This window comes from Ensifer sp. Root558 (assembly GCF_001427045.1).
Taxonomy (GTDB): domain Bacteria; phylum Pseudomonadota; class Alphaproteobacteria; order Rhizobiales; family Rhizobiaceae; genus Ensifer; species Ensifer adhaerens.
In genome coordinates this window covers 217,889-238,222 of the sequence record NZ_LMGC01000035.1, presented here as the reverse complement: position 1 = coordinate 238,222, position 20,334 = coordinate 217,889, and the positions used below count along the sequence as shown (strand labels likewise).

Genomic DNA, 20,334 nt, shown 5'->3' with positions numbered 1-20,334 from the left:
GTCTAGCGCTTCGGCAAGCCGACGAAGGGACGCGTTGCTCGGGAGGAAACGGCGTTACACCTGCAGCTCAGGCTGTGCGCCTGCCGAACTTCGACGCTCGCCGGATCCGCGTTTCAACCGCTTGCGCTAACAAAACATATAAGCCATTAAGCATGTCCGCAACTGAGGGAGACTATGATGCTGGGCGCGATGAAGAACTTCGTAAAAGCGACAAAGCTCATCGGCCGCATTCCAAAGATCGAGCAGAAACTCGACCTGCTTCTTTGGGAAACTCCGGATATCCCGCGCGACTTCTTCCCGAAGTTCGTCGAAAGCGCGAGGCAGATGGGCTGGTTGGAGAGTGCAAAACAGCACAAGCCGATGACCGCCGACGGAGAACCATGCCCCTGGTACACCTACCCGATGTTGCATTTTCTCGGCACCCGGCAACTGACTGACTTACGCGTTTTCGAGTATGGCAGCGGCAACTCCACGCTTTGGTGGAGCCGCAAGGCGAAGTCGGTGGTCAGCGTCGAACATGACCGCGACTGGTTCGAGCTGATCTCCAAGCAATCGCCGGCCAATGTAACTTACAACTATCGCGAATTGGTAGAGGGGGGCGACTACTCCACCGAGGTGACGCGCCACCAGGACACCGCGTTCGACGTTGTTGTCATAGACGGCCGCGATCGCGTGAATTGTGCCAAGGCGACGATGAACCTGAAGCAGAGGCCGTCCGCAATCATCTGGGACAACAGCGAACGCGAGAGGTACCAGGAGGGATACGACCTGCTGATCAACAACGGCTATCGCCGCCTCGACTTCGACGGCTTCGGACCGGTGAACGGCCGGCCATGGCGGACGTCCGTGTTCTACATGCCGGACAACTGCCTCAAAATCTAAGCCAGTACGACATCAACTTGGCCAGGCGTTTCGTCTGGAGAAAATTGCAATTGCCGAGGGGACTATGACCAAGGGAAAGCTGTTCAATCGGGTGCTTCGCTCAGCCGCCTCGATGCTAACGCGACAAGGTTTCCATGTTTCCGAGGAGCGTTACTCTGCTGCATACCTGAAGCGCTACGGGTTCGATATCAATACATTCATCGACGTCGGCGTTTATCAAGGCAGCCCGGTGTTCTACGAACTGTTCAAGGACAAAAAGTTCGTCCTGGTCGATCCGCAGCCAGATACGATGGAGAAGGCCGCAGACAGCGTAAAGGGCCTGAATTTTGACTACATTCAATCGGGCGCAGGCTCTGCCAAGGGCGTAGCAACCCTTTCCCTGGAAGGCCCCTCCTCAAGCCTGATGAAACGCAGGGACTGGAAGCGGCAGCCGGAAAAGACGGTCGAGATACAGATTTCACCCCTCGACGAACTTCTGGAAAACAAGGGCTACAAAGGCCCATTCGGATTGAAGGTGGACACCGAAGGCTTTGACCTTGATGTTCTGAAGGGAGCCGAGAAAACGCTTCGGGAGACGCAGTTCGTCTTCACAGAGGCAAGCCTTCGTCGCCGGTTTGAAGGTAGCTATCGGTTTTCGGAACTTGTCGCATACATGGCAGAGCAAGGCTTCGAAGTCGCCGATGTCATCCCCCACCGATCGCACAATCGCCTTGTCGACGTGCTCTTCGTGCGCTCAGACAGTTCATATCTGGAACCGAATGCCGTTCCTGTCCGCATGGTCGGTTCGTCGGGCAAAACAAACAATCAGAGTTAGCCTTCATCCGGAAACATGCCGGCGATGACGGGACTGCCGCTGAACCAGCACAGATCGCAATAGGAACAGGCATCGATGCGCGTAACACTTGCGATATGTTGCTACAACGCCGAAGAGACGATCGAGCGGACGCTCTTATCCGCCAGGCAACTGGACTGGGATGACCTGGAGATCCTGGTCTGTGACGACCTCTCCACCGATCGCTCCGCTGCCATCGTGCAGACCGTCAGCCAGCAGGATTCGCGGGTAAGACTGGTTAGCCATAGTAACAACAAGGGCAACGCTGGCGCGCGCAATACGCTCGCACGCGAAGCAACCGGCGAAATCCTAGCGTTCCTCGATTCGGACGACGAAAATGCACCAGAGCGTTTGAAGGTCCAGATCGCAAAGCTGCTTGCGGCGGAAGAACGGCATGCGGCTCCTATCTCGGTCTATTGCAGGAGGCGCGTGATCTCCGACGGCAAGACGAGGAGCCTCAGCGCCATGGGCACCGCGCAGCCAGTGGGTGGCGACGCGGTCGCGCTCCATCTCCTCTGCGACGATCCCCTCCCCGGCGACGGAAGGGTCGGCACCTGCACCATGCTCACCCGCGTGTCGACCTTGCGCAAGTTCGCCTTCGACGAGGATTTCCGCAGGGCCGTCGATCGCGAATGGGCTATTCGCTTTGCCTTGGAAGGCGGACTGATCGTTGGTTGCGAAGAAAGCCTGGTCACGCAACATCTCAGTCTCACAGACGCAAAGCGGGCTCGACAGAACGATGCACGACGTCAAGTGGTGCAGAAATTCCGGTCCTACCTGCAAGGAAAGCGCTCGTATCTCTACGCACTGACGATCCATCGTCCGGGCCGCATGTTCACCAAGGGCCACAGGCTCTTGTTCAAGCCTGTTACCGCGCTTCTTTCCTGCTTCCGGAAACGAGCGTAGCTTTCCTCGAGTGGTGCGGCGCGAATCGCCGGACTTATCCGCCGAGTGGTGGCGTACTAGAGATCTGCCGCTCATGGCGGACGAACAGATCTACCGGGAGACAATGGGCCAGCGACGGCGCCGTTTCGCGGATGGAGAGATCACCTGGCCGACGAATTCTGCTGTCGGCAAAGGGAAGCTGTAATCGAGCTTCTTTCAAGCCCCCAAAACAGCTGCTAAGTTCTTGAAATTATTGGCGACCCCTGCAGGATTCGAACCTGCGACAACCTGCTTAGAAGGCAGGTGCTCTATCCAACTGAGCTAAGGGGCCGTCCCGGGCTGTGCCCGTCGAATGCGGCTGAAGGACCTTAGTGGGTCCAGGGCTGCATCCGGTTGAAACGGAAGTTGTCCGGATAGGACACGCTCTTGCGGGTCGCTTCCTTCGGCGCGATGACGCGGTATTCGATGCCGTTTCGCTCGGCGTATGCGATCGCCTGCTCGGCGTTTTCGAAGGTCAGCCGCAGCTGCTGCTTCATGTCGCCCGAGCTGGTGTAGCCCATGATCGGGTCGATGGTGCGCGGCTTTTCCTGATCGAACTCCAGCACCCACAGATTCGTCTTGGCCTTGCCAGACTGCATGGCGGTCTTTGCTGGACGATAGATCTTTGCGGACATGGTTTCGAACGGCTCCATACTTTCGCTGGCAACATTCACGGGCGCCAGCATTCCGTCTTCCCATAACGCAGAATGATTTAAAACGGAATGACTTTTGGCCGGATAAATTTGGCTTTCAGTAGGAGATGAGCGAACTTGTGGGTTTGTCCCAGTCTAAGATGAGGCATTGGGAAATTTTGCTGTTGCAGCCCTGCTGCGAAGCGTGTATCTCCGGCGCCGTTGGCACGGAGTGTAGCGCAGTCTGGTAGCGCATCTGGTTTGGGACCAGAGGGTCGGGAGTTCGAATCTCTCCACTCCGACCATTCATTGAGGCGGAAGCGTCATTCTCCTTTTTTTCAATCTGTTCGTGATCGCAGATCTGCAGGCTAACATCGCCGTAGATCACTCGATTGCGTTGGCAAACGATCGAATCGTCCCGAGTTGGGACAAGAATGCCTATTTGTCATACGAATTTAGGAATCGCTAAATCCATTGTGGATAGAGCGAACCGGCGCGCTTTCGTGCCCTGCGCGCCCCCAAGCCCGCCCGAGCGATCCAATGACTGCCCAACTCGACCTTGCCACCGTTCTGTTGCTTCACAAGTCGTCTTTCCTGATCGGCGCCTTCTGCTTCCTCTATGCGCGCTGGCAATCGCCGCGGGACGAAGGGCTTGGTATCCTGGCGAGCGGCTTCCTCTTCCTGGCGCTCGCCTCGACGCTCGCGGGCTATGGCGAGCAAAAGCTGTTGCCGCCCACTCTGTGGAGGCTTTCCAGCTTCACGCTCGGGATCGGCGGATATGCCCTGTTCTGGATCGGCGTGCGCCGCCTCAGCGGCGGCCGGCGCCGTCTGGCGGACTGGCTGGCGCTACTTGTGCCGCTTGCCGGCGCGCTCATCGGTCTCGCCACGGATTTCCATGTCGTCAACGTCGTCAGGGCCAGCGTCTTCAACGCCGCCGCCTTTCTTTTCCTCGCGGCTTCGGCTGTCGCCGTCATCGCCGATCGCTCGAACGAGTCGCTGCCGGCACGCGCCATGCTGGCGGCCGCCATGGCCGTCGGGGCCGGCCTTTGCCTTGCGGTGGTCATTGGCCTCCTCAAGCCCGGCATCGTGCCGATCACCACGACCTACCCCTTCTTTCTCTCGATCATCTGCCATTTCGCCATCGCACTCTTCGCCCTCGTGCTCGTCAAGGAGCGGGCGGAAGCGGAGCTGCGCCGGTCTGCCGATACCGATGCGCTGACCGGCGTCGGCAACCGGCGCTGGTTTCTGGCGCAACTGCCTCAGGCGAGCTGGCAGGGCGATTGCCTCCTCGTCATGGACCTGGACCATTTCAAGCGTATCAACGACCGCTACGGTCATCATACGGGTGATCAGGTGCTCGTCGCCTTCGCCGATCTGGTCAGGAAGAACCTGCGCAGGGGCGACAGCTTCGCGCGTCTCGGAGGCGAGGAATTCGGGCTCTATCTCCCGCGGACAAGCGAGACACAGGCGTTTGCAATCGCCGAAAGGCTACGCCGCGCCGTGGAAGAACTGCGGGTCGTGAGCAACGGGCAAAGCGTAGCAGTCAGCATCAGCATCGGGGTTGCCACCGCCAGCGGCACGGAGCGTTCCTGGGAGGAATTGTTCAATAGGGCAGATGCGGCGCTCTACGCGGCCAAACGAGGCGGGCGTAACCGTGTCGCGTCCGATGCGGAGCTTGCGGATTCGAAGCCGCTTGCGGTGAGCCTTCACCGCGCCGGCTAATCAGGCGATGCTTCGCCGCAGACCACCTTCAAAAAAGAGAAGCGGATCCAAGCATTTCCGATCCGCTTCAGATTGGAGGTGTAAGGCGTATTTTACCGCAATGCGCCGAATTCGCTTGTGGCCAAATTTCGCCTAGCGCGCCATCGCACGCCACCTTGACGCGAGCCTGTGGCAGCGTTGCACTTTTCGCCATCCGCGCAAGCGTGTAGGACGTTCAGGCAGCCACTATTGCGCTGGCTCTCCTGGAGTTTCGCTTTGCCTTTGTAAAATCCGGTCTCGCTAGTTTCACCCCGTACGCCCGATAGCACTCCAGCTGTCGGATAGAATTCTCATGCGTTCGTTGAGGTGGCGGTTCGAGACCGGAATGGCATTGCCGATCTCAAGCCCGACGTAACTTCGTCAGGCGGAACCATCACGTCCAACAGCTGCCAGACCGCGTCCCCGGAACGGGTACTCAAACCGTCGTCTCGATGGACTTCCAATTGGAAGAACCAGACGAGATGTCTCATACATTGACGGTCCAGTGGACCATCGAACCCCAATCCGCCCCCCGCCCCTGGCTTGCCTGCAACCGCTGCGGCGGCCACCGCCCCTTCGTATGCAGCGGCAAGACACGGTTGAACGCCAACGGGCGGCGGCTCGACGCCTGGCTGATCTATCGCTGCGCCGTCTGCGAAGACACCTGGAACCGTCCGATCTTCGAGCGGCGGAATGTCGCCAGCGTCGCCCCGGATGTGCTCGCAGCGCTTCAAAGCAACGATCCCGTCTGGGTCCGACAGGCGGCGTTCGACATCGAAGGTCTTCGCCAATGCACGGACCGGATCGAGGATTTGGCCGATTCTAACGTGGAACGGCACGTATTGGGTGGGAGTGCGGGTTGCGCACGGCTTGAGATTGTCCTTGTCGTGCGCCAGGCAAGCAGCCTGCGCGTCGACCGCCTGCTATCGGCGGAACTCGCGCTTTCACGCGCCAGACTGAGCAAGCTCGAAACCAAAGGGCGACTCACGCTTCTGCCCGAGTCGCGGAAGGCCCTGCAACGCCCGATCAGAGACGGCAGCCGCATCGTCCTCGATCTTACGGCGGAAGATGACCGGGCCGAGATTGCCCGGCGTGCCCGCGGCGGCCCGTAGTTGAAAGGATACCGCGGAGCGTCCGGCAGCATGCCGGCGCGCTCCGCGATGCCAATGGTTGCTGGTCAGAACTTTACGCCGACACCAACGGTGAACTGGTGCTGGTCGAGATCGACATTGACGCCGCCGAAGTCCTTGTCGCCGTAGTCGTTGTAGCGGTACTCGGCGCGGCCGAAGACGCTGTCGGTGAACGAATAGTCGACACCGGCACCGATCGTCCAACCGTTGAAGGTTTCCTTTTCCTTCGATGCGCCGGGCACATCGACGAAGCCGCGGGTCACCGCCCAGCCGCCGGCGCCATAGAGCAGCGCCTTGTCATTCAGCAGGTAGCCGACCCGGCCGCGTATTGCGCCGGAAACGTCGGTACCAACTTCGGTCGAGGTTCCGCCGACGTCGAACGTCTTGTCGTTCCAATTGTAGTTGACGTCACCCTCGATGCCGTAAACCCAGTCGCCCTGCTGAAAGTTGAAACCGGCAAAGGCGCCGAGCAATCCGCCATTGAAGTCTTCTGAAGCGCTGCCGCCAGGCGCACTGAAATCGCCATTGAGCCACCCGCCGCCGCCCTGGAGGCCGACATAACCGCCGGTCCAGACGAATCCCGGCGATGGTTGCGCGACCGGTGCCGGCGGCTGGCTCAGATCGGCTGCCAAGTCCGCTGCCATCGCTGTTTGCGCAACGGCGCAGGCCGCTACCATTGCAACAAGCACACTCCGGATCATCACGGCTGCCTCCTGTTGTCGCCAGAAGAATATTAGCAACTCGTTAACGCGCAGTCTGCCCGAAAGGCTCCATGATCTCAACCATGAAACCCGTGGGGTTCAGACACATAATTTAGGAAATGATCGGGCAAGGACAAGGCGGACCGCGAAGTGGCCCCGGCGTCTACGGCTTCGAAGACGGCATGCGGGCACCTTCCAGCCGGTCTCCGGGCCGGATATTCAGCCGCTTGACCGCGCCGGCATTGAGCTCAAGCACGAAAGCCACCGGTTCTTTCGAATCAATGATCGCTTCCGAAAAAGGCACGGCGCCTTCATGGATCGTGCGCACAACGCCCTTGTTGTCGATGAACAGCATATCGAGCGACAAATGGGTGTTCTTCATCCACATCATCACGCGGCGTGTCTCGCCAAAATCGAACAGCATGCCGTGATCCGGCGCCATGGAGGTACGAAACATCAGGCCCTGCTCACGCTGGGCCGGATCGAGGGCCAGTTCGACCGTCAGTTCGTGCACAGCCTTGTCCGCGGTGACCAGGCGCATCTTGTCCGTTGTGAACTGAACGTCGGCGAAAGACGATACCGTCAGGGCAAGCAACAAAAAAAGCGCCAGGAAGGCGCTTTTTCCGACAAGGTTTCGAGCCGCGACCATCAGTGCGCCCGGCTCGTCGGCGACGGTCCATCCGGATGTATCTCAGCGGCCATCAGGCCCTTTTCGCCATCGCCGAACCGGACGAGCACCACCTGGCCTGGCCGCAGTTCCGTCAGGCCGAAACGCCTGAGCGTTTCCATATGGACGAAGATATCTTCGGTTCCCTCGCCGCGGGTCAGGAAGCCGAAGCCCTTGGTGCGGTTAAACCACTTGACGAGAACGCGCTCAAGGCCGCTGGTCGGCGTTACCTGCACGTGGGTTCGGACCGGCGGCAGCTGCGACGGATGCACCGCCGTGGATTGGTCCATCGATAGGATACGGAACGCCTGGTAACCGCGGTCCCGCTTCTGGATGAGAGCAACGACCCGCGCACCCTCAAGAACCGTCTGGTAGCCGTCGCGGCGCAGGCAGGTCACGTGCACCAGCACATCCTGCATGCCGTTGTCGGGAACGATGAAGCCGAAGCCCTTGGCGACGTCGAACCACTTGATCACGCCGGTGATTTCGATGAGGTCGAGAGCGTCGCTGCCAAAGTCGTCACCATGCATGACGTCTTTTGAAGATGTCCTATCCGCCATTCTCTCCCAGCCCCTCGTTTACGCGCGACTACCGATACGGTTAACTGATTCTTATTGACCAGAATAACATCGTCCCGCCGCGGATACGCAAGACCCTCGGCATATTTTGGCCGAGAACTAATATGGGGACGCAGCCTTGCCTCTGGCTTGCTGACGGACCAGTATACGCCATCTTCTGCAAAACAGGGACATTGCAATGCGCTATCTGCACACGATGGTTCGCGTCAAGAATCTGGACGAGGCCTTGAACTTCTACGGCAAGATTTTCGGCCTGACGGAGATCCGCCGCTACGAAAATGAAAAGGGCCGGTTCACGCTGGTGTTTCTGGCCGCTCCCGGCGACATCGATCGCGCCCGCGGCGAACTCTCTCCCTGCCTCGAGCTCACCTACAACTGGGATACGGAAGATTATACGGGCGGGCGCAACTTCGGGCACCTCGCCTACGAAGTCGACGACATCTACGGTTTCTGCCAGCACCTGATGGAGAACGGCGTGACCATCAACCGGCCGCCGCGCGACGGCCACATGGCGTTCGTGCGCTCTCCCGACGGCATTTCGATCGAGATCCTGCAGAAAGGCGAAAACCGGCCGCCGCAGGAACCTTGGGCGTCGATGGCCAATACGGGCGTCTGGTAAGCTCCGCACAATTCTCGCCAACGAAGATGGCCCCGTGCTGTCGGTGAAATCCGGCGGGCATGGCCGAGCCGTCGATCAGCAGCAGCTATGAATGATCCAGGGCCCGGTCTATCCGGGCCTTTGCATGTTGGAAACATGCGGGCTCAAGGTTAGCGCCGGTTTACAAATCGCGTATCGTTGAGTACTTTTTCGCGCGAAACGTTGATGCCGGGTCCTATCCGCGATGTCTCGTGGCGGCGACCCCCTTTTGTACTTGGCCTGATCTTTTCCCGTGACGCTCATTCCGATCGCCGCGAGAAGCATGAGTTTGTTTGTTCTGAGCGATGTTTCGGAACTGAGACTTAATGCATGACAAGGCGAGGCTTCGTCGGTCATGCACGGAGAGCGGGGATAGGACGTTGCAACATCCGGACACGAAGGGCGCGGTGCTCGTCACCATAGCGCGGGCGGCAGCGTTATCCGTATCGCTGCTGGCCTTGAGCGGCTGCATGTCGGCGGTCGGGGAAAACGATGCCGCGACCGCGCTGAAGGCCGAGGGGCAGGCAGCCCCTGTGCAAACCGCCGAATCGGAGGCCACAGTCCAGGATGGACAGGTGGTCGCGCTCGGCAGCAATCCGCAGGCGCAACAGGCAGCCGGCAATGCCACAGTTCCCCACGATGGCGGACAGCCGCAATCGCTGACGATGCAGGGCACCGGCCTGCGCGCCGCCTCCTCAAGCATCTATGGCCAGGCACCTGCCGCACAGGCAACGACGACCGTCCAGCCGCAGACGACGGGAACTGTTCCGCTCCCCGCCGGCCAGCCCGGCATGAACGCAACCAACAACAGTCTTTTCAGCGGCACCCAGCGACAGCCGCTGCCGGTAATAGCGCCGCAACAGGGGGCCGCCAACACGGCCAACGACGTCGTGACGGACGCCGCTGTCGCCGCCTATGCTCCCTCTCCCGCGCAGGACGCCACCCTTCCTGTTGCCGTTCCGGTGCCGCTGAGCGCCGAGGCTGCCGCCAGCGGCCAGACCTCTTCGACGCCACAGGCGGTGGCCAATGCCGACGCCACACCAGCAGCGACCGAGGTCGCCGCCGCGCAGCAGGCAGCACCAGAAGCCACGCCAGCAGACGATAACAAGGACACGTCCAAAACCTGGACGCTCGCGGCCCTTTTTGCCGGCAAGCGCAAGGAGAAGCCGCAGCAGGCGGCACTTCGCTCGGCTCCGCCGGCGGAAAAGAAGACGATTACCACCAGCAATGCGAGCCAGCCGCAAACGGCCTCCCTCGCCTACACGCTTCCGGGCGTCAAACTGAACTCGCTCTACAACTACGAGCACGAAGAGCACCTCGGCGATGACGACGACGGCGCACCGGTTCAGGTCGCCTCGCTCTCGGGGCTCGCTCGACTGGCGCCGAGCGGGCTCATTCTGCAGACCGAGAAAGTCGATGCCGGCTGTTTCAAGCCCGAGCTCATGCAGATGCTGAAGAAGGTGGAAACGCATTACGGCAAGCAGGTCATGGTGACCTCGGGCCTCAGGCCGATCAAGGTCAACCGCGCCAAGCAATCGCTGCATACACGCTGCGAGGCGGCTGACATTCAGGTTCAGGGCGTCAGCAAGTGGGATCTCGCCGAATTCCTGCGTAGCGTCCCCGGCCGCGGCGGCGTCGGCACCTATTGCCACACGGAGTCGGTCCATATCGATATCGGCGCACAGCGGGACTGGAACTGGCGCTGCCGGCGCGCCAAGGGCTGAAGGCAAGCATTTGTTTCCATGGAGGATTCGACGAGAAGCCTCCTTTGCTTCCGGCCTGTGGAATTTTTACAGAAATATGAAGATTGCCGCTTGCGGTTCTGAAATCCTCTGGCTATAAGGCGCCCACACAGCGAGTGCGCCCTTCGTCTATCGGTTAGGACACCAGATTTTCATTCTGGGAAGAGGGGTTCGACTCCCCTAGGGCGTGCCACTGTGTTGANGCCCACACAGCGAGTGCGCCCTTCGTCTATCGGTTAGGACACCAGATTTTCATTCTGGGAAGAGGGGTTCGACTCCCCTAGGGCGTGCCACTGTGTTGATCTCCTTCTCCCGAAAAATCGACGTTTTAAGCATCTGAAGCAGCAACTCCGCTGCACCGTACGCATCTCCGATTCCAGCTCTTTGACCGCCGAATTTTTCTCACCGATTTTAACAGGGAAAGCACAAAAAAACTGAGATTGGCGCTTGCGGTATCCAGAGTCGCTGGCTATAAGGCGCCCACACAGCGAGTGCGCCCTTCGTCTATCGGTTAGGACACCAGATTTTCATTCTGGGAAGAGGGGTTCGACTCCCCACACAGCGAGTGCGCCCTTCGTCTATCGGTTAGGACACCAGATTTTCATTCTGGGAAGAGGGGTTCGACTCCCCTAGGGCGTGCCACTGTGTTGATCTTCTCCCCAAATGAAAATCGATTTTCTGTTGTTGGAACAGCGATTTACCGCGCGTTTCGACACCTAAATTTCCGCCTCGTGCCGCCATGAATCTTTCTTGGTATTTTGAACAGGAAAATCACAACATTCCTGAGATTGGCGCTTGCTCTATTCAGAGTCGCTGGCTATAAGGCGCCCACACAGCGAGTGCGCCCTTCGTCTATCGGTTAGGACACCAGATTTTCATTCTGGGAAGAGGGGTTCGACTCCCCTAGGGCGTGCCACTGTGTTGACCNCCAGAGTCGCTGGCTATAAGGCGCCCACACAGCGAGTGCGCCCTTCGTCTATCGGTTAGGACACCAGATTTTCATTCTGGGAAGAGGGGTTCGACTCCCCTAGGGCGTGCCACTGTGTTGAACCTCCCCTACATCGAAAGCCTTGTTCCATCGGCTGACGGATCGCCTTCGATTCTTCTCGTCGTTTTCGTCGAACAGGACTAGGATAGCGCGTTGCGCAGCAACCGCTTGCGCTCAATCGAATAGAGATGCGCCCATCGTCTAGCGGTCAGGACGCCGCCCTCTCACGGCGGCAACACGGGTTCGATTCCCGTTGGGCGTGCCAAGGCCGGTTCGGCAAATTCCCGATTGCTATTGCTGGCGAATGCGGGTGCCCACACTGATGCACGTCTCACGTAATTCCCAAGCGCATACTGGTGTTTCGCAGATATCCTTTGGAAGAGACAGCGACGTGAGCGGCAACAGGATCGTGGCCGGTTTCCGCACACCAGGGGTATGTGCGTAGCTTTCCAAAGCAGGGACTCCTGCAACGGCGCGGTCGCAGGGGCCGTTCTGTTGCATCGGTGGCGACTCGCGTTCTCGACCACGCGCGGCAGCCTTCACCGCCTGATTTCTGATGCGGCTACAGATGTCAAAACCCGGACTCGACGAAATATTGCAGTTCTGCTTTGAGTTTACAGCTCAACAGAATGAGGCGCACTCGGGTGTCGGAAAATCAGTTTGACGTCGTATTGGAGAGACTGACGGATCAAGCAGTCGGCCGGCTTCTCAAGTCCGATACCTTCGATGCGTCGGCATTTGACGCTCTGGAAGACCATATCTGGCAAAAGGCAGAAGGACTGCAGAGCGAATACGCAATCTCTAAACAGATTCTGCTCAGCCTTCGATCTGCTGGCGACGCCATCCGAAGCCGTGCGAAATATCTTCCTGCTCTTCAGGAGCAACTTCAACGCGCCGACGATTTCGACCTGATTCTTGATCGTTTGATCGCTGGGGAAACACGCTCCGATCGCAAGTCGGGCGTTCCTCGAATCAGTTGAACGGGAATCTAGTTTTGTTTCGCGTCATTGCTGCGGGGCTCGCCGCAATCACAATTTCGTCCTATCCCGGATCGCCTGCGGCCGCTCGTTCCAACGTGATTTCTGGCGAGCAGACGCTGACGCCTGCAGACTTGGTACCGAGTCCGGTGTTCAAGCTGGGGATGCCAATTGAAGAGTTAGAAACGTTGCTCGCGCGGGATTTCAAAGACTGGGAACGCTCCGAAACGACGCGAAGCCTGAACAATCGCAAAGACCCGAAGCTCCCAGCTTATGCCAAAGCACGCTATCTGCAGCGCATACACATTACCCGACTGGACCAGCAGCAGGGTTTCCGTCGTACCTACTCGCTCACACTGAATTCACCACTCAGCGGCAGTCGCCTCTACTCCGTGGTTTACAATGTTGAAGCCTTGCGACCGTTCAATGATCTCGGATCTTTGAGCGCTGTGGTTTAGTACCTAAGTGCCATGTGGGGCAGCGCCCATCGCGGCTCGCACAAGGGAGAGTTCGCACCCCTCAGCTATCTATTTGATCGACAAGGAGAACTTGTTCGCGACGGCGGTGCAAGTTGCGCCCCCCTTTATCCTGCCCTTGTCAGGCTGGACGAAAAGACGCCCGACGAGGTCGAAAGAGTTATCGCGATGATCGACGCAACGAACTGTGGCGGCAACAAGAGCGTGCATTTTCGCCTGCAAGCCGATGGCGACACCGTCGTCGAAACGACGTTGTTCAACACCATCCTCGCTGTGAATCCTCGAGATGTTTTGAAGCGTGTGCGGTACGGTCAGCCATAACACGGCCCAGCGAAATATCTGTCAGCACACTTCGCGACGGGTGCTACAGCGCCTTTGCCGCGTCCGTGACGCGCAGCTGTACCCGTCGCTGGCCCTGCCACAGATCGGCGGACACCGATCCCGCGACGTGGATGGATGTTCCGCGGCTCGACAGCAGGAAGTCGCCGAGCGGTGTCTCGGTCGCCCGGAAAGCAATACCGTCAAGGCGGCTGCCGTCCTGCCCCTCCAGCGTCACCTTGATGTGGTTGGCGCCGACCTGCCTGCTATCGCGCAGGCGATGCTGCGGGAAGGCGAAGACCGGTTGCGGGTGGGCCGAGCCGTAGGGGCCGGCCTGCTCCAGGAGATCGATGAGTTCCAGGGTCGCGCCAGAGGCTGCAAGCGCGCCGTCGACCTTGAGCGTCTGGATGGCGACGAGTTCGCGCACCGCCGCTTCCGCGCGTCCCTCGAAAAACTGCCTGAGCTTGCCGAGTTTCGCGCGCTCGACGGTGAGACCGGCAGCCATGGCATGGCCGCCACCCTTTACCAGCAGGCCACCATCGACGGCGGCCCGAACCATCTTGCCCATGTCGAAGCCGTTGATCGAGCGGCCGGAGCCGGTGCCGCGGCCGTTCGGATCGAAAGCGATGGCAAAAGTCGGTCGGCGGAATTTTTCCTTGATGCGGGCGGCGAGCAGTCCGACGATGCCCGGGTGCCAGTTTTCGCGCGCGGTAACGATCACCGAAGCGCCCTCGCCCGTGCCGTATTCGGCCAGAACCTCAGCCTCCGCCTCGGCCAGCATGATGGCTTCCATCGCCTGCCGCTCGCGATTGAGCTCATCGAGCTGCGCGGCGATCTTCTCTGCCTCGGCCGCATCCTCCATCGCCAGCAGGCGGCTGCCGAGCGCAGCATCGCCAATGCGTCCGCCGGCATTGATTCTCGGGCCGACGAGAAAGCCCAGGTGATAGGGCGTGACCGGGCCGCCGATCGCAGCTTTCCGCAGCAGTGCCGAAAGCCCGACATTGCCCATGTGACGCGCCGCGATCAGTCCCTTGACGACATAGGCGCGGTTGAGCCCTTTGAGCGGCACCACGTCACAGACCGTCGCCAGAGCCACCAGATCGAGCTGGGACAGCAGGTCGAACGAAGAAACGCGGCTGTCGCCGGCGTTGCGCAAAACGCGCAAGGTATTGACGAGAACCAGATAAACGACACCGGCAGCACAAAGATGCCCCTGCCCCGAAAGATCGTCCTCCCGATTGGGATTGACGAGCGCATGGCAGGGCGGCAGCGCCGAGCCGACCTGATGGTGGTCGATGACGACGACATCGACGCCGCGTTTATCGGCAACGGCGAGCGCCTCATGGCTGGTCGAGCCGCAGTCGACGGTGACGATGAGATCGGCGCCCTTGTCGATCAGCTGCTCGATTGCCGTCGGGTTCGGGCCATACCCCTCGAAGATCCGATCGGGAATGTAGATTTCCGCGTCGACGCCGAAATGGCGCAGGAAACGCGCCATCAAAGCCGAAGACGCGGCACCGTCGACGTCATAGTCACCGAAGATCACCGTCTTTTCACGGCGCTTGATGGCGGCCGCCAGACGCTCTGCAGCCTTGCGGCAATCGGTAAGCGTGTCCGGGTCCGGCATAAGCGAGCGAAGCGTCGGATCAAGGAAGCTTGCGGCATCGTCGAGTACGACGCCGCGGCCGGCAAGGACGCGACCGAGCAGATCGGAGTAGCCGTGAACCTGGCTAATGGCGAGCGCGCGGTTCTGGCCCGCCTGGTCGAGGCGCGACACCCATCGCTGGCCGCTGACCGACTGCTCGACATTCAGAAAGGCCCGCTGTACCGGATCCACCAATTCTTCCATGCTCGTCCATCCGCTTGGCGCTTCATTCCTCTTAGCGCATAACCCTGGAAATCGTGACCGTTTTTGGAACGGCATACACAGAGATCCACGTTTCGTAGGGGGTTGGGCCGCCGCAGGCGCCCAATTCCCAAAAAAGAAGCCTCGCCGGCTTGCTTGCGCGGCGAGGCTTCTAATTTGTTGGCGACAAACGGCACTGCGCACCGTCATGCCGAACGGCCCGAGGTCCTTCGCCGTCAGTTTGCCTTCGGGCGTTCGATGCGAATGACCTGCGGCTCGCCGACGAGGTAGCCCTCGCCCTTGATCGCCTTGATCGCATCGCGAACGGAGTGCTCCGATGTCGCGTGCGTGACCAAGATGATCGTCTGCGGCTCGCCCGTGTCCATCAGATGCTTCGAATGCTGCATGATCGATTCCAGCGAGATGCCGTTGTCGGCCATGCGGGTCGCGATGCTGGCGAAGACGCCGGTGCGGTCAACGACCTTCAGGCGGATGAAGTAGCCGCCCTCGTGGCTCTGGATCTGCGCGCGCTTATAGGGCAGCAGCGCATTGGTCGGACGGCCGAAGGCCGGAACGTGCTGGGCGCCCGGGCGGCTCTTGGCAATGTCAGCGATATCGCCGAGCACGGCCGACGCCGTCGCGTTGCCGCCGGCACCCGGGCCGACCATCAGGAGCTCGCCGAGAATGTCGGATTCGATCGCAACGGCATTGGTCACGCCATCGACCTGGGCGATGACGGAATCGTAAGGCACCATCGTCGGGTGGACGCGCTGCTCGATGCCGCTTTCGGTGCGCTGGGCGACACCGAGGAGCTTGATGCGGTAACCGAGATCGGCGGCTGCATGAATGTCGTCGATCGAGATATTGGTGATGCCTTCGAGGTAGATGTCGTCGGCAGCGATCGCCGTACCGAATGCAAGGCTCGTCAGGATCGACAGCTTGTGCGCCGTGTCGTTGCCCTCAATGTCGAAGGCCGGATCGGCTTCGGCATAGCCGAGGCGCTGCGCCTCCTTGAGGCAGGCTTCGAAGGAAAGCTGTTCCTTCTCCATCTTCGTCAGGATGTAGTTGCAGGTGCCGTTCATGATCCCATAGACGCGCGAGATCGTATTGCCGGTCATGGATTCGCGCAGCGCCTTGATGACGGGGATACCGCCGGCAACAGCCGCTTCGTAGTTGAGCAGCGCGCCCTTCTCCTCGGCGATCTTTGCAAGTTCGATGCCATGGGCAGCCAGCAGCGCCTTGTTGGCGGTCACCACATGAATGCCGCGCTGCAGCGCCGCCTTGACGGCCGAATAGGCGGGATCGCCGGCACCGCCCATCAGTTCGACGAAAACGTCGATATCGGCGTCACGCGCAAGCGAAATGGCATCGTCGAACCAGGCGGTCTTCGAAAGATCGACGCCGCGGTCCCTGTTGCGGTCGCGCGCCGTTACGGCCGTGGTCTCGATTGCCCGTCCGCACGTTGTCGCAAGCATCTCGTGACGATCCTGGAGGATTCGCACGAGCGAGGCACCGACGGTACCCAAGCCCGCAATGCCGATTTTGAGGGCATCTGCCATAGCCATTTCCTAACATGTAGAGGGCGCGCCGCGAGAACAGCGGGGCCAGTGTGGAAGGAGGCGCGCGTCAAGCACGCCTCCCGACTTCTTACCTATGAGCGTTGAGCGAGATGACGTTGTGCATCGTCTCGTCGGCGGTCGACAGGAATTTCTTGATGTTGCGCGCCGCCTGGCGGATGCGGTGCTCGTTCTCGACGAGAGCGAGGCGCACATAGTCGTCGCCCTGTTCGCCGAAGCCGATGCCCGGAGCGACCGCGACATCCGCCTTCTCGACGAGGAGCTTGGAGAATTCGAGCGAGCCCAGATGACGGAACTTCTCCGGGATCTTTGCCCAGGCAAACATCGTCGCTGCCGGCGGCGGCACTTCGAAGCCGGCCTTGCCGAAGCTGTCGACCATGACGTCGCGGCGGCGCTTGTAGATATTGCGCACTTCGGCGATGTCGCTGCCGTCGCCGTTCAGCGCCTGGGTGGCGGCCACCTGGATCGGCGTGAAGGCGCCATAGTCGAGGTAGGATTTCACGCGTGTCAGGGCTGCGATCAGCCGCTCGTTGCCGACGGCAAAGCCCATGCGCCAGCCCGGCATTGAGAAGGTCTTCGACATCGAGGTGAACTCGACCGTGCAGTCGATCGCGCCCGGAACTTCCAGCACCGACGGCGGCGGCGCGTCGTTGAAGTAGATCTCCGAATAGGCAAGGTCCGAAAGCACGATGATGTCGTGCTTTTTCGCAAACGCGATCACGTCCTTATAGAAGTCGAGCGTCGCAACCTGCGCCGTCGGGTTCGACGGATAGTTGAGGATCAGCGCCAGTGGCTTGGGGATTGAATGGCGAACGGCGCGTTCCAGCGGTCCGAAGAAGGTTTCGTCCGGCTCGACCGAGATCGAGCGGATGACGCCGCCGGCCATCAGGAAGCCGAAGGCGTGGATCGGATAGGTGGGGTTCGGGCACAGAATGACGTCGCCAGGTGCGGTGATCGCCTGCGCCATGTTGGCGAAGCCTTCCTTGGAGCCAAGGGTAGCGACGACCTGGGTATCCGGGTTGAGCTTGACGCCGAAGCGGCGGGCGTAATAGGCGGCCTGGGCACGACGCAGCCCGGGAATGCCCTTCGACGACGAATAACGATGCGTGCGCGGGTCCTGAACGGCCTCGCAGAGCTTGTCGACAATCGACTGTGGTGTGGGTAGATCCGGATTGCCCATGCCGAGGTCGATGATGTCAGCACCGGCCGCTCGCGCGCTTGCTTTCAAACGGTTGACCTGTTCGAAAACATAGGGCGGCAAACGCCGGACTTTGTGAAACTCTTCCATCTCCAAACCTCGTTTGGCGCACGCTCCCGCCAGCGGCTCAAGCCTTTGCGAAACCGTGCGCTGTGGTGAACGGCCGTCCATGCGGCCATTGAACGCTTTGCGTCCAAATCACCGGAAAGGCAAGCGCTAATTCTGGATCTCTTTCAGCGCGTCGGCGCCGTGCTGTTCGGCCAGCGCGCGCATTTCTTTCAGGCGACGCTGATACTCGGCTTCGGAGATCGCGCCGGACTTGCGTGCAGCGCCGAGAGAGCTCAGGCGCGCCTGCATGCTTGCAGCTTCATCGTTGGTCATCTGCGACGTTGCGGCCGGCTTCTGGCCGTAAACCGACGGATAGTTCTCGAAGTTGGTCCCCTGGCTGTTGCAGCCTGCAAGCGTGCCTAGCAGAACGATCCCGGCAACCCAGGTGATGGAACGCTGTTTTCCGACGGCAAGCATACTGGAGACGACCTCTATTTTGATGGCGCGACGATGCGCTAGCCCTTGTAATCATTTTCGGGCAGAATGTAAAAATACAAAACAAACAAGATGCTGTGGAGGACGCCGGGTGACAGCAGAGAGGAATGCGGAAGGCAAGGACGGCTACGCAGGCTTCGATCCCAAATCCGTCGAACCTTATATCGTCAAGGATCCGGAAAGCCTCGCAGTCAACCTCGCCCGCGCCATGGAACAGCTTGGCAAAGCGGCTTCCGCCTGGCTGGCGCCGCGGGAATCGGGCCAGAAGTCCGATACCTTCGCCGAACCCGTCACCGACATGGTTAAGACGCTGTCCAAGGTCTCGGAGTACTGGCTTTCCGATCCGCGCCGCACGCTCGAAGCGCAGACTCACCTGATGGGCAGCTTCTTCGAGATCTGGTCGCGCACGCTGCACCGGATGTCCGGCGAAGAGACGGCGGAGCCGGCCGCCCTCCAGCGCAACGACAAGAGATTTACCGACGAGGACTGGGTGAAGAACCCGTTCTTCGACTTCATTCGCCAGGCCTATTTCGTAACGTCGGACTGGGCCGAGCGCATGGTCGAGGACGCCGAGGGGCTCGACGACCACACGAAACACAAGGCTGCTTTCTACGTTCGCCAGGTTTCCAGCGCGCTGTCTCCGACCAACTTCGTCACCACCAATCCGCAGCTCTACCGCGAGACGGTTGCCTCAAGCGGCGCCAATCTGGTCAAGGGCATGCAGATGTTTGCCGAGGACATCGCCGCCGGTCGCGGCGACCTCAAGCTCCGGCAGACGGACACCAGCAAGTTTGCGATCGGCGAGAATATCGCGATGACGCCGGGCAAGGTCATCGCCCAGAGCGACGTCTGCCAGGTGCTGCAATATGAGGCGACGACGGAAACCGTGCTGAAGCGGCCGTTGCTGATCTGCCCGCCCTGGATCAACAAATTCTACGTGCTCGATCTCAACCCGCAGAAATCCTTCATCAAATGGGCGGTCGATCAGGGACACACGGTCTTCGTCATCTCCTGGGTGAACCCGGACGAACGGCACGCGACCAAGGACTGGGAAGCCTATGCCCGCGAAGGCATCGGCTTTGCGCTCGATATCGTCGAGCAGGCCACCGGTGAGCGGGAAGTCAACGCCATCGGCTATTGCGTCGGCGGCACCCTGCTTGCCGCGACGCTCGCATTGCATGCGGCCGAGGGCGACGATCGCATCCGCTCGGCGACACTGTTCACGACGCAGGTCGATTTCACTCACGCTGGCGACCTCAAGGTCTTCGTCGACGAGGACCAGATAAGCCAGATCGAACAGAACATGAGCGTGACCGGCTATCTCGACGGCTCGAAGATGGCGACCGCCTTCAACATGCTGCGCGCCTCGGAGCTGATCTGGCCCTACTTCGTCAACAACTACCTCAAGGGCCAGGAACCCCTGCCCTTCGACCTGCTCTACTGGAACTCCGATTCGACGCGGATGCCGGCCGCCAACCATTCCTTCTATCTGCGCAACTGCTACCTCGATAACAAGCTTTCGAAGGGCGAGATGGTTCTTGCCGGCAAGCAGGTATCGCTCGGCGACGTGAAGATCCCGATCTACAATCTCGCGACCAAGGAAGACCACATCGCCCCGCCGCGCTCTGTATTTCTCGGCAGCGCTTCGTTCGGCGGCAAGGTCACCTATGTTCTCTCGGGTTCGGGCCACATTGCTGGCGTCGTCAATCCGCCGGACAAGGGCAAGTATCAGTTCTGGACCGGAGGCGCCCCCACGGGTGACTTCGACGATTGGTTCAAGGCCGCCAAGGAAACACCGGGATCCTGGTGGCCGCATTGGCACCAATGGATCGAGAAACTCGACAAGCGACGCGTTGCGCCCCGCAAGCCGGGCGGTCCGCTGAACTCGCTCGAGGAAGCGCCGGGCTCCTACGTACGCGCCCGCGCCTGAATCATTCGCAGGACCT

At 60.3% G+C, this 20,334-nt stretch carries 19 protein-coding genes and 8 tRNA genes; 18 read left to right on the top strand and 9 right to left on the bottom strand.

Features of this window, described 5'->3' with window-relative positions; all coding sequences use genetic code 11:
- Window positions 1-177: 177 nt before the first annotated feature.
- The 3 genes from ASD63_RS27480 to ASD63_RS27470 all read left to right on the top strand — a co-directional run bounded on the left by ASD63_RS27480 (window position 178) and on the right by ASD63_RS27470 (window position 2,620).
- On the top strand, window positions 178-882 hold the full coding sequence (locus tag ASD63_RS27480; RefSeq protein ID WP_064816993.1) for a hypothetical protein: 705 nt from the start codon (window positions 178-180) through the stop codon (window positions 880-882).
- A 64-nt stretch (window positions 883-946) separates the two neighbouring features.
- Entirely contained in the window at window positions 947-1,696 is a 750-nt protein-coding gene (locus ASD63_RS27475; protein ID WP_034790938.1) for an FkbM family methyltransferase, read from the top strand.
- Window positions 1,697-1,771: 75 nt separating this feature from the next.
- A complete protein-coding gene (locus ASD63_RS27470) occupies window positions 1,772-2,620 on the top strand; it encodes a glycosyltransferase family 2 protein (protein ID WP_034790936.1) in 849 nt (282 codons plus the stop codon).
- Window positions 2,621-2,853: 233 nt separating this feature from the next.
- On the opposite strand, the gene ASD63_RS27465 is transcribed toward ASD63_RS27470, so the two are convergent.
- Together ASD63_RS27465 and ASD63_RS27460 are read right to left on the bottom strand one after the other, a co-directional pair.
- A tRNA-Arg gene (locus tag ASD63_RS27465) sits at window positions 2,854-2,930 on the bottom strand.
- A gap of 37 nt (window positions 2,931-2,967) precedes the next feature.
- A complete protein-coding gene (locus ASD63_RS27460; RefSeq protein WP_034791376.1) occupies window positions 2,968-3,273 on the bottom strand; it encodes an ETC complex I subunit in 306 nt (101 codons plus the stop codon).
- Window positions 3,274-3,498: 225 nt separating this feature from the next.
- Between ASD63_RS27460 and ASD63_RS27455 the strand changes: the two genes are divergently transcribed.
- From ASD63_RS27455 to ASD63_RS27445, 3 genes are all read left to right on the top strand, one after another.
- Window positions 3,499-3,575 (top strand) — tRNA-Pro (locus ASD63_RS27455).
- Window positions 3,576-3,810: 235 nt separating this feature from the next.
- The gene (locus tag ASD63_RS27450; RefSeq protein ID WP_064816992.1) at window positions 3,811-4,992 is read left to right on the top strand and encodes a GGDEF domain-containing protein; all 1,182 of its coding nucleotides are present in this window, start codon (window positions 3,811-3,813) and stop codon (window positions 4,990-4,992) included.
- Between the two features lie 617 nt (window positions 4,993-5,609).
- Window positions 5,610-6,122, top strand: coding sequence for a DUF1062 domain-containing protein (locus ASD63_RS27445; RefSeq protein ID WP_234852466.1), 513 nt, complete (start codon window positions 5,610-5,612; stop codon window positions 6,120-6,122).
- A gap of 65 nt (window positions 6,123-6,187) precedes the next feature.
- Here the strand turns inward: ASD63_RS27445 and ASD63_RS27440 are convergent, their stop codons facing one another.
- The 3 genes from ASD63_RS27440 to ASD63_RS27430 form a co-directional block, all read right to left on the bottom strand.
- The gene (locus ASD63_RS27440; protein WP_034790908.1) at window positions 6,188-6,841 is read right to left on the bottom strand and encodes an outer membrane protein; all 654 of its coding nucleotides are present in this window, start codon (window positions 6,839-6,841) and stop codon (window positions 6,188-6,190) included.
- Window positions 6,842-7,004: 163 nt separating this feature from the next.
- Complete coding sequence (locus tag ASD63_RS27435) at window positions 7,005-7,490, bottom strand: DUF192 domain-containing protein (protein ID WP_034790906.1); 486 nt, start codon at window positions 7,488-7,490, stop codon at window positions 7,005-7,007.
- On the bottom strand, window positions 7,490-8,068 hold the full coding sequence (locus ASD63_RS27430) for a cold-shock protein (protein ID WP_034790903.1): 579 nt from the start codon (window positions 8,066-8,068) through the stop codon (window positions 7,490-7,492). The genes ASD63_RS27435 and ASD63_RS27430 overlap by 1 nt, the downstream gene beginning before the upstream one ends.
- 196 nt (window positions 8,069-8,264) lie before the next feature.
- Here ASD63_RS27430 and ASD63_RS27425 point away from each other — a divergent pair, with 196 nt between their 5' ends.
- The 11 genes from ASD63_RS27425 (at window position 8,265) to ASD63_RS27380 (ending at window position 13,227) form a co-directional block, all read left to right on the top strand.
- Window positions 8,265-8,705: a VOC family protein gene (locus tag ASD63_RS27425; RefSeq protein WP_034790901.1), complete on the top strand. Its 441-nt coding sequence runs from the start codon at window positions 8,265-8,267 to the stop codon at window positions 8,703-8,705.
- Window positions 8,706-9,103: 398 nt separating this feature from the next.
- The gene (locus ASD63_RS27420) at window positions 9,104-10,447 is read left to right on the top strand and encodes a YcbK family protein (RefSeq protein ID WP_034790899.1); all 1,344 of its coding nucleotides are present in this window, start codon (window positions 9,104-9,106) and stop codon (window positions 10,445-10,447) included.
- Window positions 10,448-10,583: 136 nt separating this feature from the next.
- Window positions 10,584-10,658: transfer RNA gene (locus ASD63_RS27415), tRNA-Glu, on the top strand.
- 25 nt (window positions 10,659-10,683) lie between these two features.
- Window positions 10,684-10,758: transfer RNA gene (locus tag ASD63_RS27410), tRNA-Glu, on the top strand.
- 274 nt (window positions 10,759-11,032) lie between these two features.
- Window positions 11,033-11,107: transfer RNA gene (locus ASD63_RS27405), tRNA-Glu, on the top strand.
- A 199-nt stretch (window positions 11,108-11,306) separates the two neighbouring features.
- Window positions 11,307-11,381 (top strand) — tRNA-Glu (locus tag ASD63_RS27400).
- A gap of 49 nt (window positions 11,382-11,430) precedes the next feature.
- A tRNA-Glu gene (locus ASD63_RS27395) sits at window positions 11,431-11,505 on the top strand.
- 138 nt (window positions 11,506-11,643) lie between these two features.
- Window positions 11,644-11,718, top strand: a tRNA-Glu gene (locus tag ASD63_RS27390).
- Window positions 11,719-12,097: 379 nt separating this feature from the next.
- Window positions 12,098-12,433: a hypothetical protein gene (locus ASD63_RS27385; RefSeq protein WP_127889031.1), complete on the top strand. Its 336-nt coding sequence runs from the start codon at window positions 12,098-12,100 to the stop codon at window positions 12,431-12,433.
- 14 nt (window positions 12,434-12,447) lie between these two features.
- Entirely contained in the window at window positions 12,448-12,888 is a 441-nt protein-coding gene (locus ASD63_RS35330; RefSeq protein ID WP_064816991.1) for a hypothetical protein, read from the top strand.
- Window positions 12,889-12,900: 12 nt separating this feature from the next.
- Window positions 12,901-13,227 (top strand): hypothetical protein, encoded by a 327-nt coding sequence (locus ASD63_RS27380; protein ID WP_034796549.1) that lies wholly within the window; start codon window positions 12,901-12,903, stop codon window positions 13,225-13,227.
- A gap of 43 nt (window positions 13,228-13,270) precedes the next feature.
- Here ASD63_RS27380 and recJ read toward each other — a convergent pair whose 3' ends face one another.
- The 4 genes from recJ to ASD63_RS27360 all read right to left on the bottom strand — a co-directional run bounded on the left by recJ (window position 13,271) and on the right by ASD63_RS27360 (window position 18,370).
- Window positions 13,271-15,073 (bottom strand): single-stranded-DNA-specific exonuclease RecJ, encoded by a 1,803-nt coding sequence (gene recJ, locus ASD63_RS27375; protein ID WP_060530028.1) that lies wholly within the window; start codon window positions 15,071-15,073, stop codon window positions 13,271-13,273.
- A gap of 233 nt (window positions 15,074-15,306) precedes the next feature.
- The gene (locus tag ASD63_RS27370; protein WP_034796566.1) at window positions 15,307-16,629 is read right to left on the bottom strand and encodes a homoserine dehydrogenase; all 1,323 of its coding nucleotides are present in this window, start codon (window positions 16,627-16,629) and stop codon (window positions 15,307-15,309) included.
- Window positions 16,630-16,717: 88 nt separating this feature from the next.
- Window positions 16,718-17,935, bottom strand: a complete 1,218-nt coding sequence (locus tag ASD63_RS27365; RefSeq protein WP_034796568.1) for an LL-diaminopimelate aminotransferase — start codon at window positions 17,933-17,935, stop codon at window positions 16,718-16,720.
- Window positions 17,936-18,061: 126 nt separating this feature from the next.
- Complete coding sequence (locus ASD63_RS27360; RefSeq protein ID WP_034796570.1) at window positions 18,062-18,370, bottom strand: hypothetical protein; 309 nt, start codon at window positions 18,368-18,370, stop codon at window positions 18,062-18,064.
- 109 nt (window positions 18,371-18,479) lie between these two features.
- Here ASD63_RS27360 and phaC point away from each other — a divergent pair, with 109 nt between their 5' ends.
- A complete protein-coding gene (phaC, locus tag ASD63_RS27355; protein WP_034796579.1) occupies window positions 18,480-20,318 on the top strand; it encodes a poly(3-hydroxyalkanoate) polymerase subunit PhaC in 1,839 nt (612 codons plus the stop codon).
- Window positions 20,319-20,334 lie beyond the last annotated feature (16 nt).

Bases quoted from the DNA above. Each gene is read 5' to 3' on its own strand.
- ASD63_RS27480 (WP_064816993.1), top strand. From the start codon at position 178: ATGCTGGGCGCGATGAAGAACTTCGTAAAAGCGACAAAGCTCATCGGC.
- ASD63_RS27470 (WP_034790936.1), top strand. From the start codon at position 1,772: ATGCGCGTAACACTTGCGATATGTTGCTACAACGCCGAAGAGACGATC.
- ASD63_RS27430 (WP_034790903.1), bottom strand. From the start codon at position 8,068: ATGGCGGATAGGACATCTTCAAAAGACGTCATGCATGGTGACGACTTT.
- ASD63_RS27360 (WP_034796570.1), bottom strand. From the start codon at position 18,370: ATGCTTGCCGTCGGAAAACAGCGTTCCATCACCTGGGTTGCCGGGATC.
- recJ (WP_060530028.1), bottom strand. From the start codon at position 15,073: ATGGAAGAATTGGTGGATCCGGTACAGCGGGCCTTTCTGAATGTCGAG.
- ASD63_RS27425 (WP_034790901.1), top strand. From the start codon at position 8,265: ATGCGCTATCTGCACACGATGGTTCGCGTCAAGAATCTGGACGAGGCC.
- ASD63_RS27460 (WP_034791376.1), bottom strand. From the start codon at position 3,273: ATGTCCGCAAAGATCTATCGTCCAGCAAAGACCGCCATGCAGTCTGGC.
- ASD63_RS27370 (WP_034796566.1), bottom strand. From the start codon at position 16,629: ATGGCAGATGCCCTCAAAATCGGCATTGCGGGCTTGGGTACCGTCGGT.
- ASD63_RS27365 (WP_034796568.1), bottom strand. From the start codon at position 17,935: ATGGAAGAGTTTCACAAAGTCCGGCGTTTGCCGCCCTATGTTTTCGAA.
- ASD63_RS27450 (WP_064816992.1), top strand. From the start codon at position 3,811: ATGACTGCCCAACTCGACCTTGCCACCGTTCTGTTGCTTCACAAGTCG.
- ASD63_RS27380 (WP_034796549.1), top strand. From the start codon at position 12,901: ATGTGGGGCAGCGCCCATCGCGGCTCGCACAAGGGAGAGTTCGCACCC.
- ASD63_RS27435 (WP_034790906.1), bottom strand. From the start codon at position 7,490: ATGGTCGCGGCTCGAAACCTTGTCGGAAAAAGCGCCTTCCTGGCGCTT.
- ASD63_RS27440 (WP_034790908.1), bottom strand. From the start codon at position 6,841: ATGATCCGGAGTGTGCTTGTTGCAATGGTAGCGGCCTGCGCCGTTGCG.
- ASD63_RS27475 (WP_034790938.1), top strand. From the start codon at position 947: ATGACCAAGGGAAAGCTGTTCAATCGGGTGCTTCGCTCAGCCGCCTCG.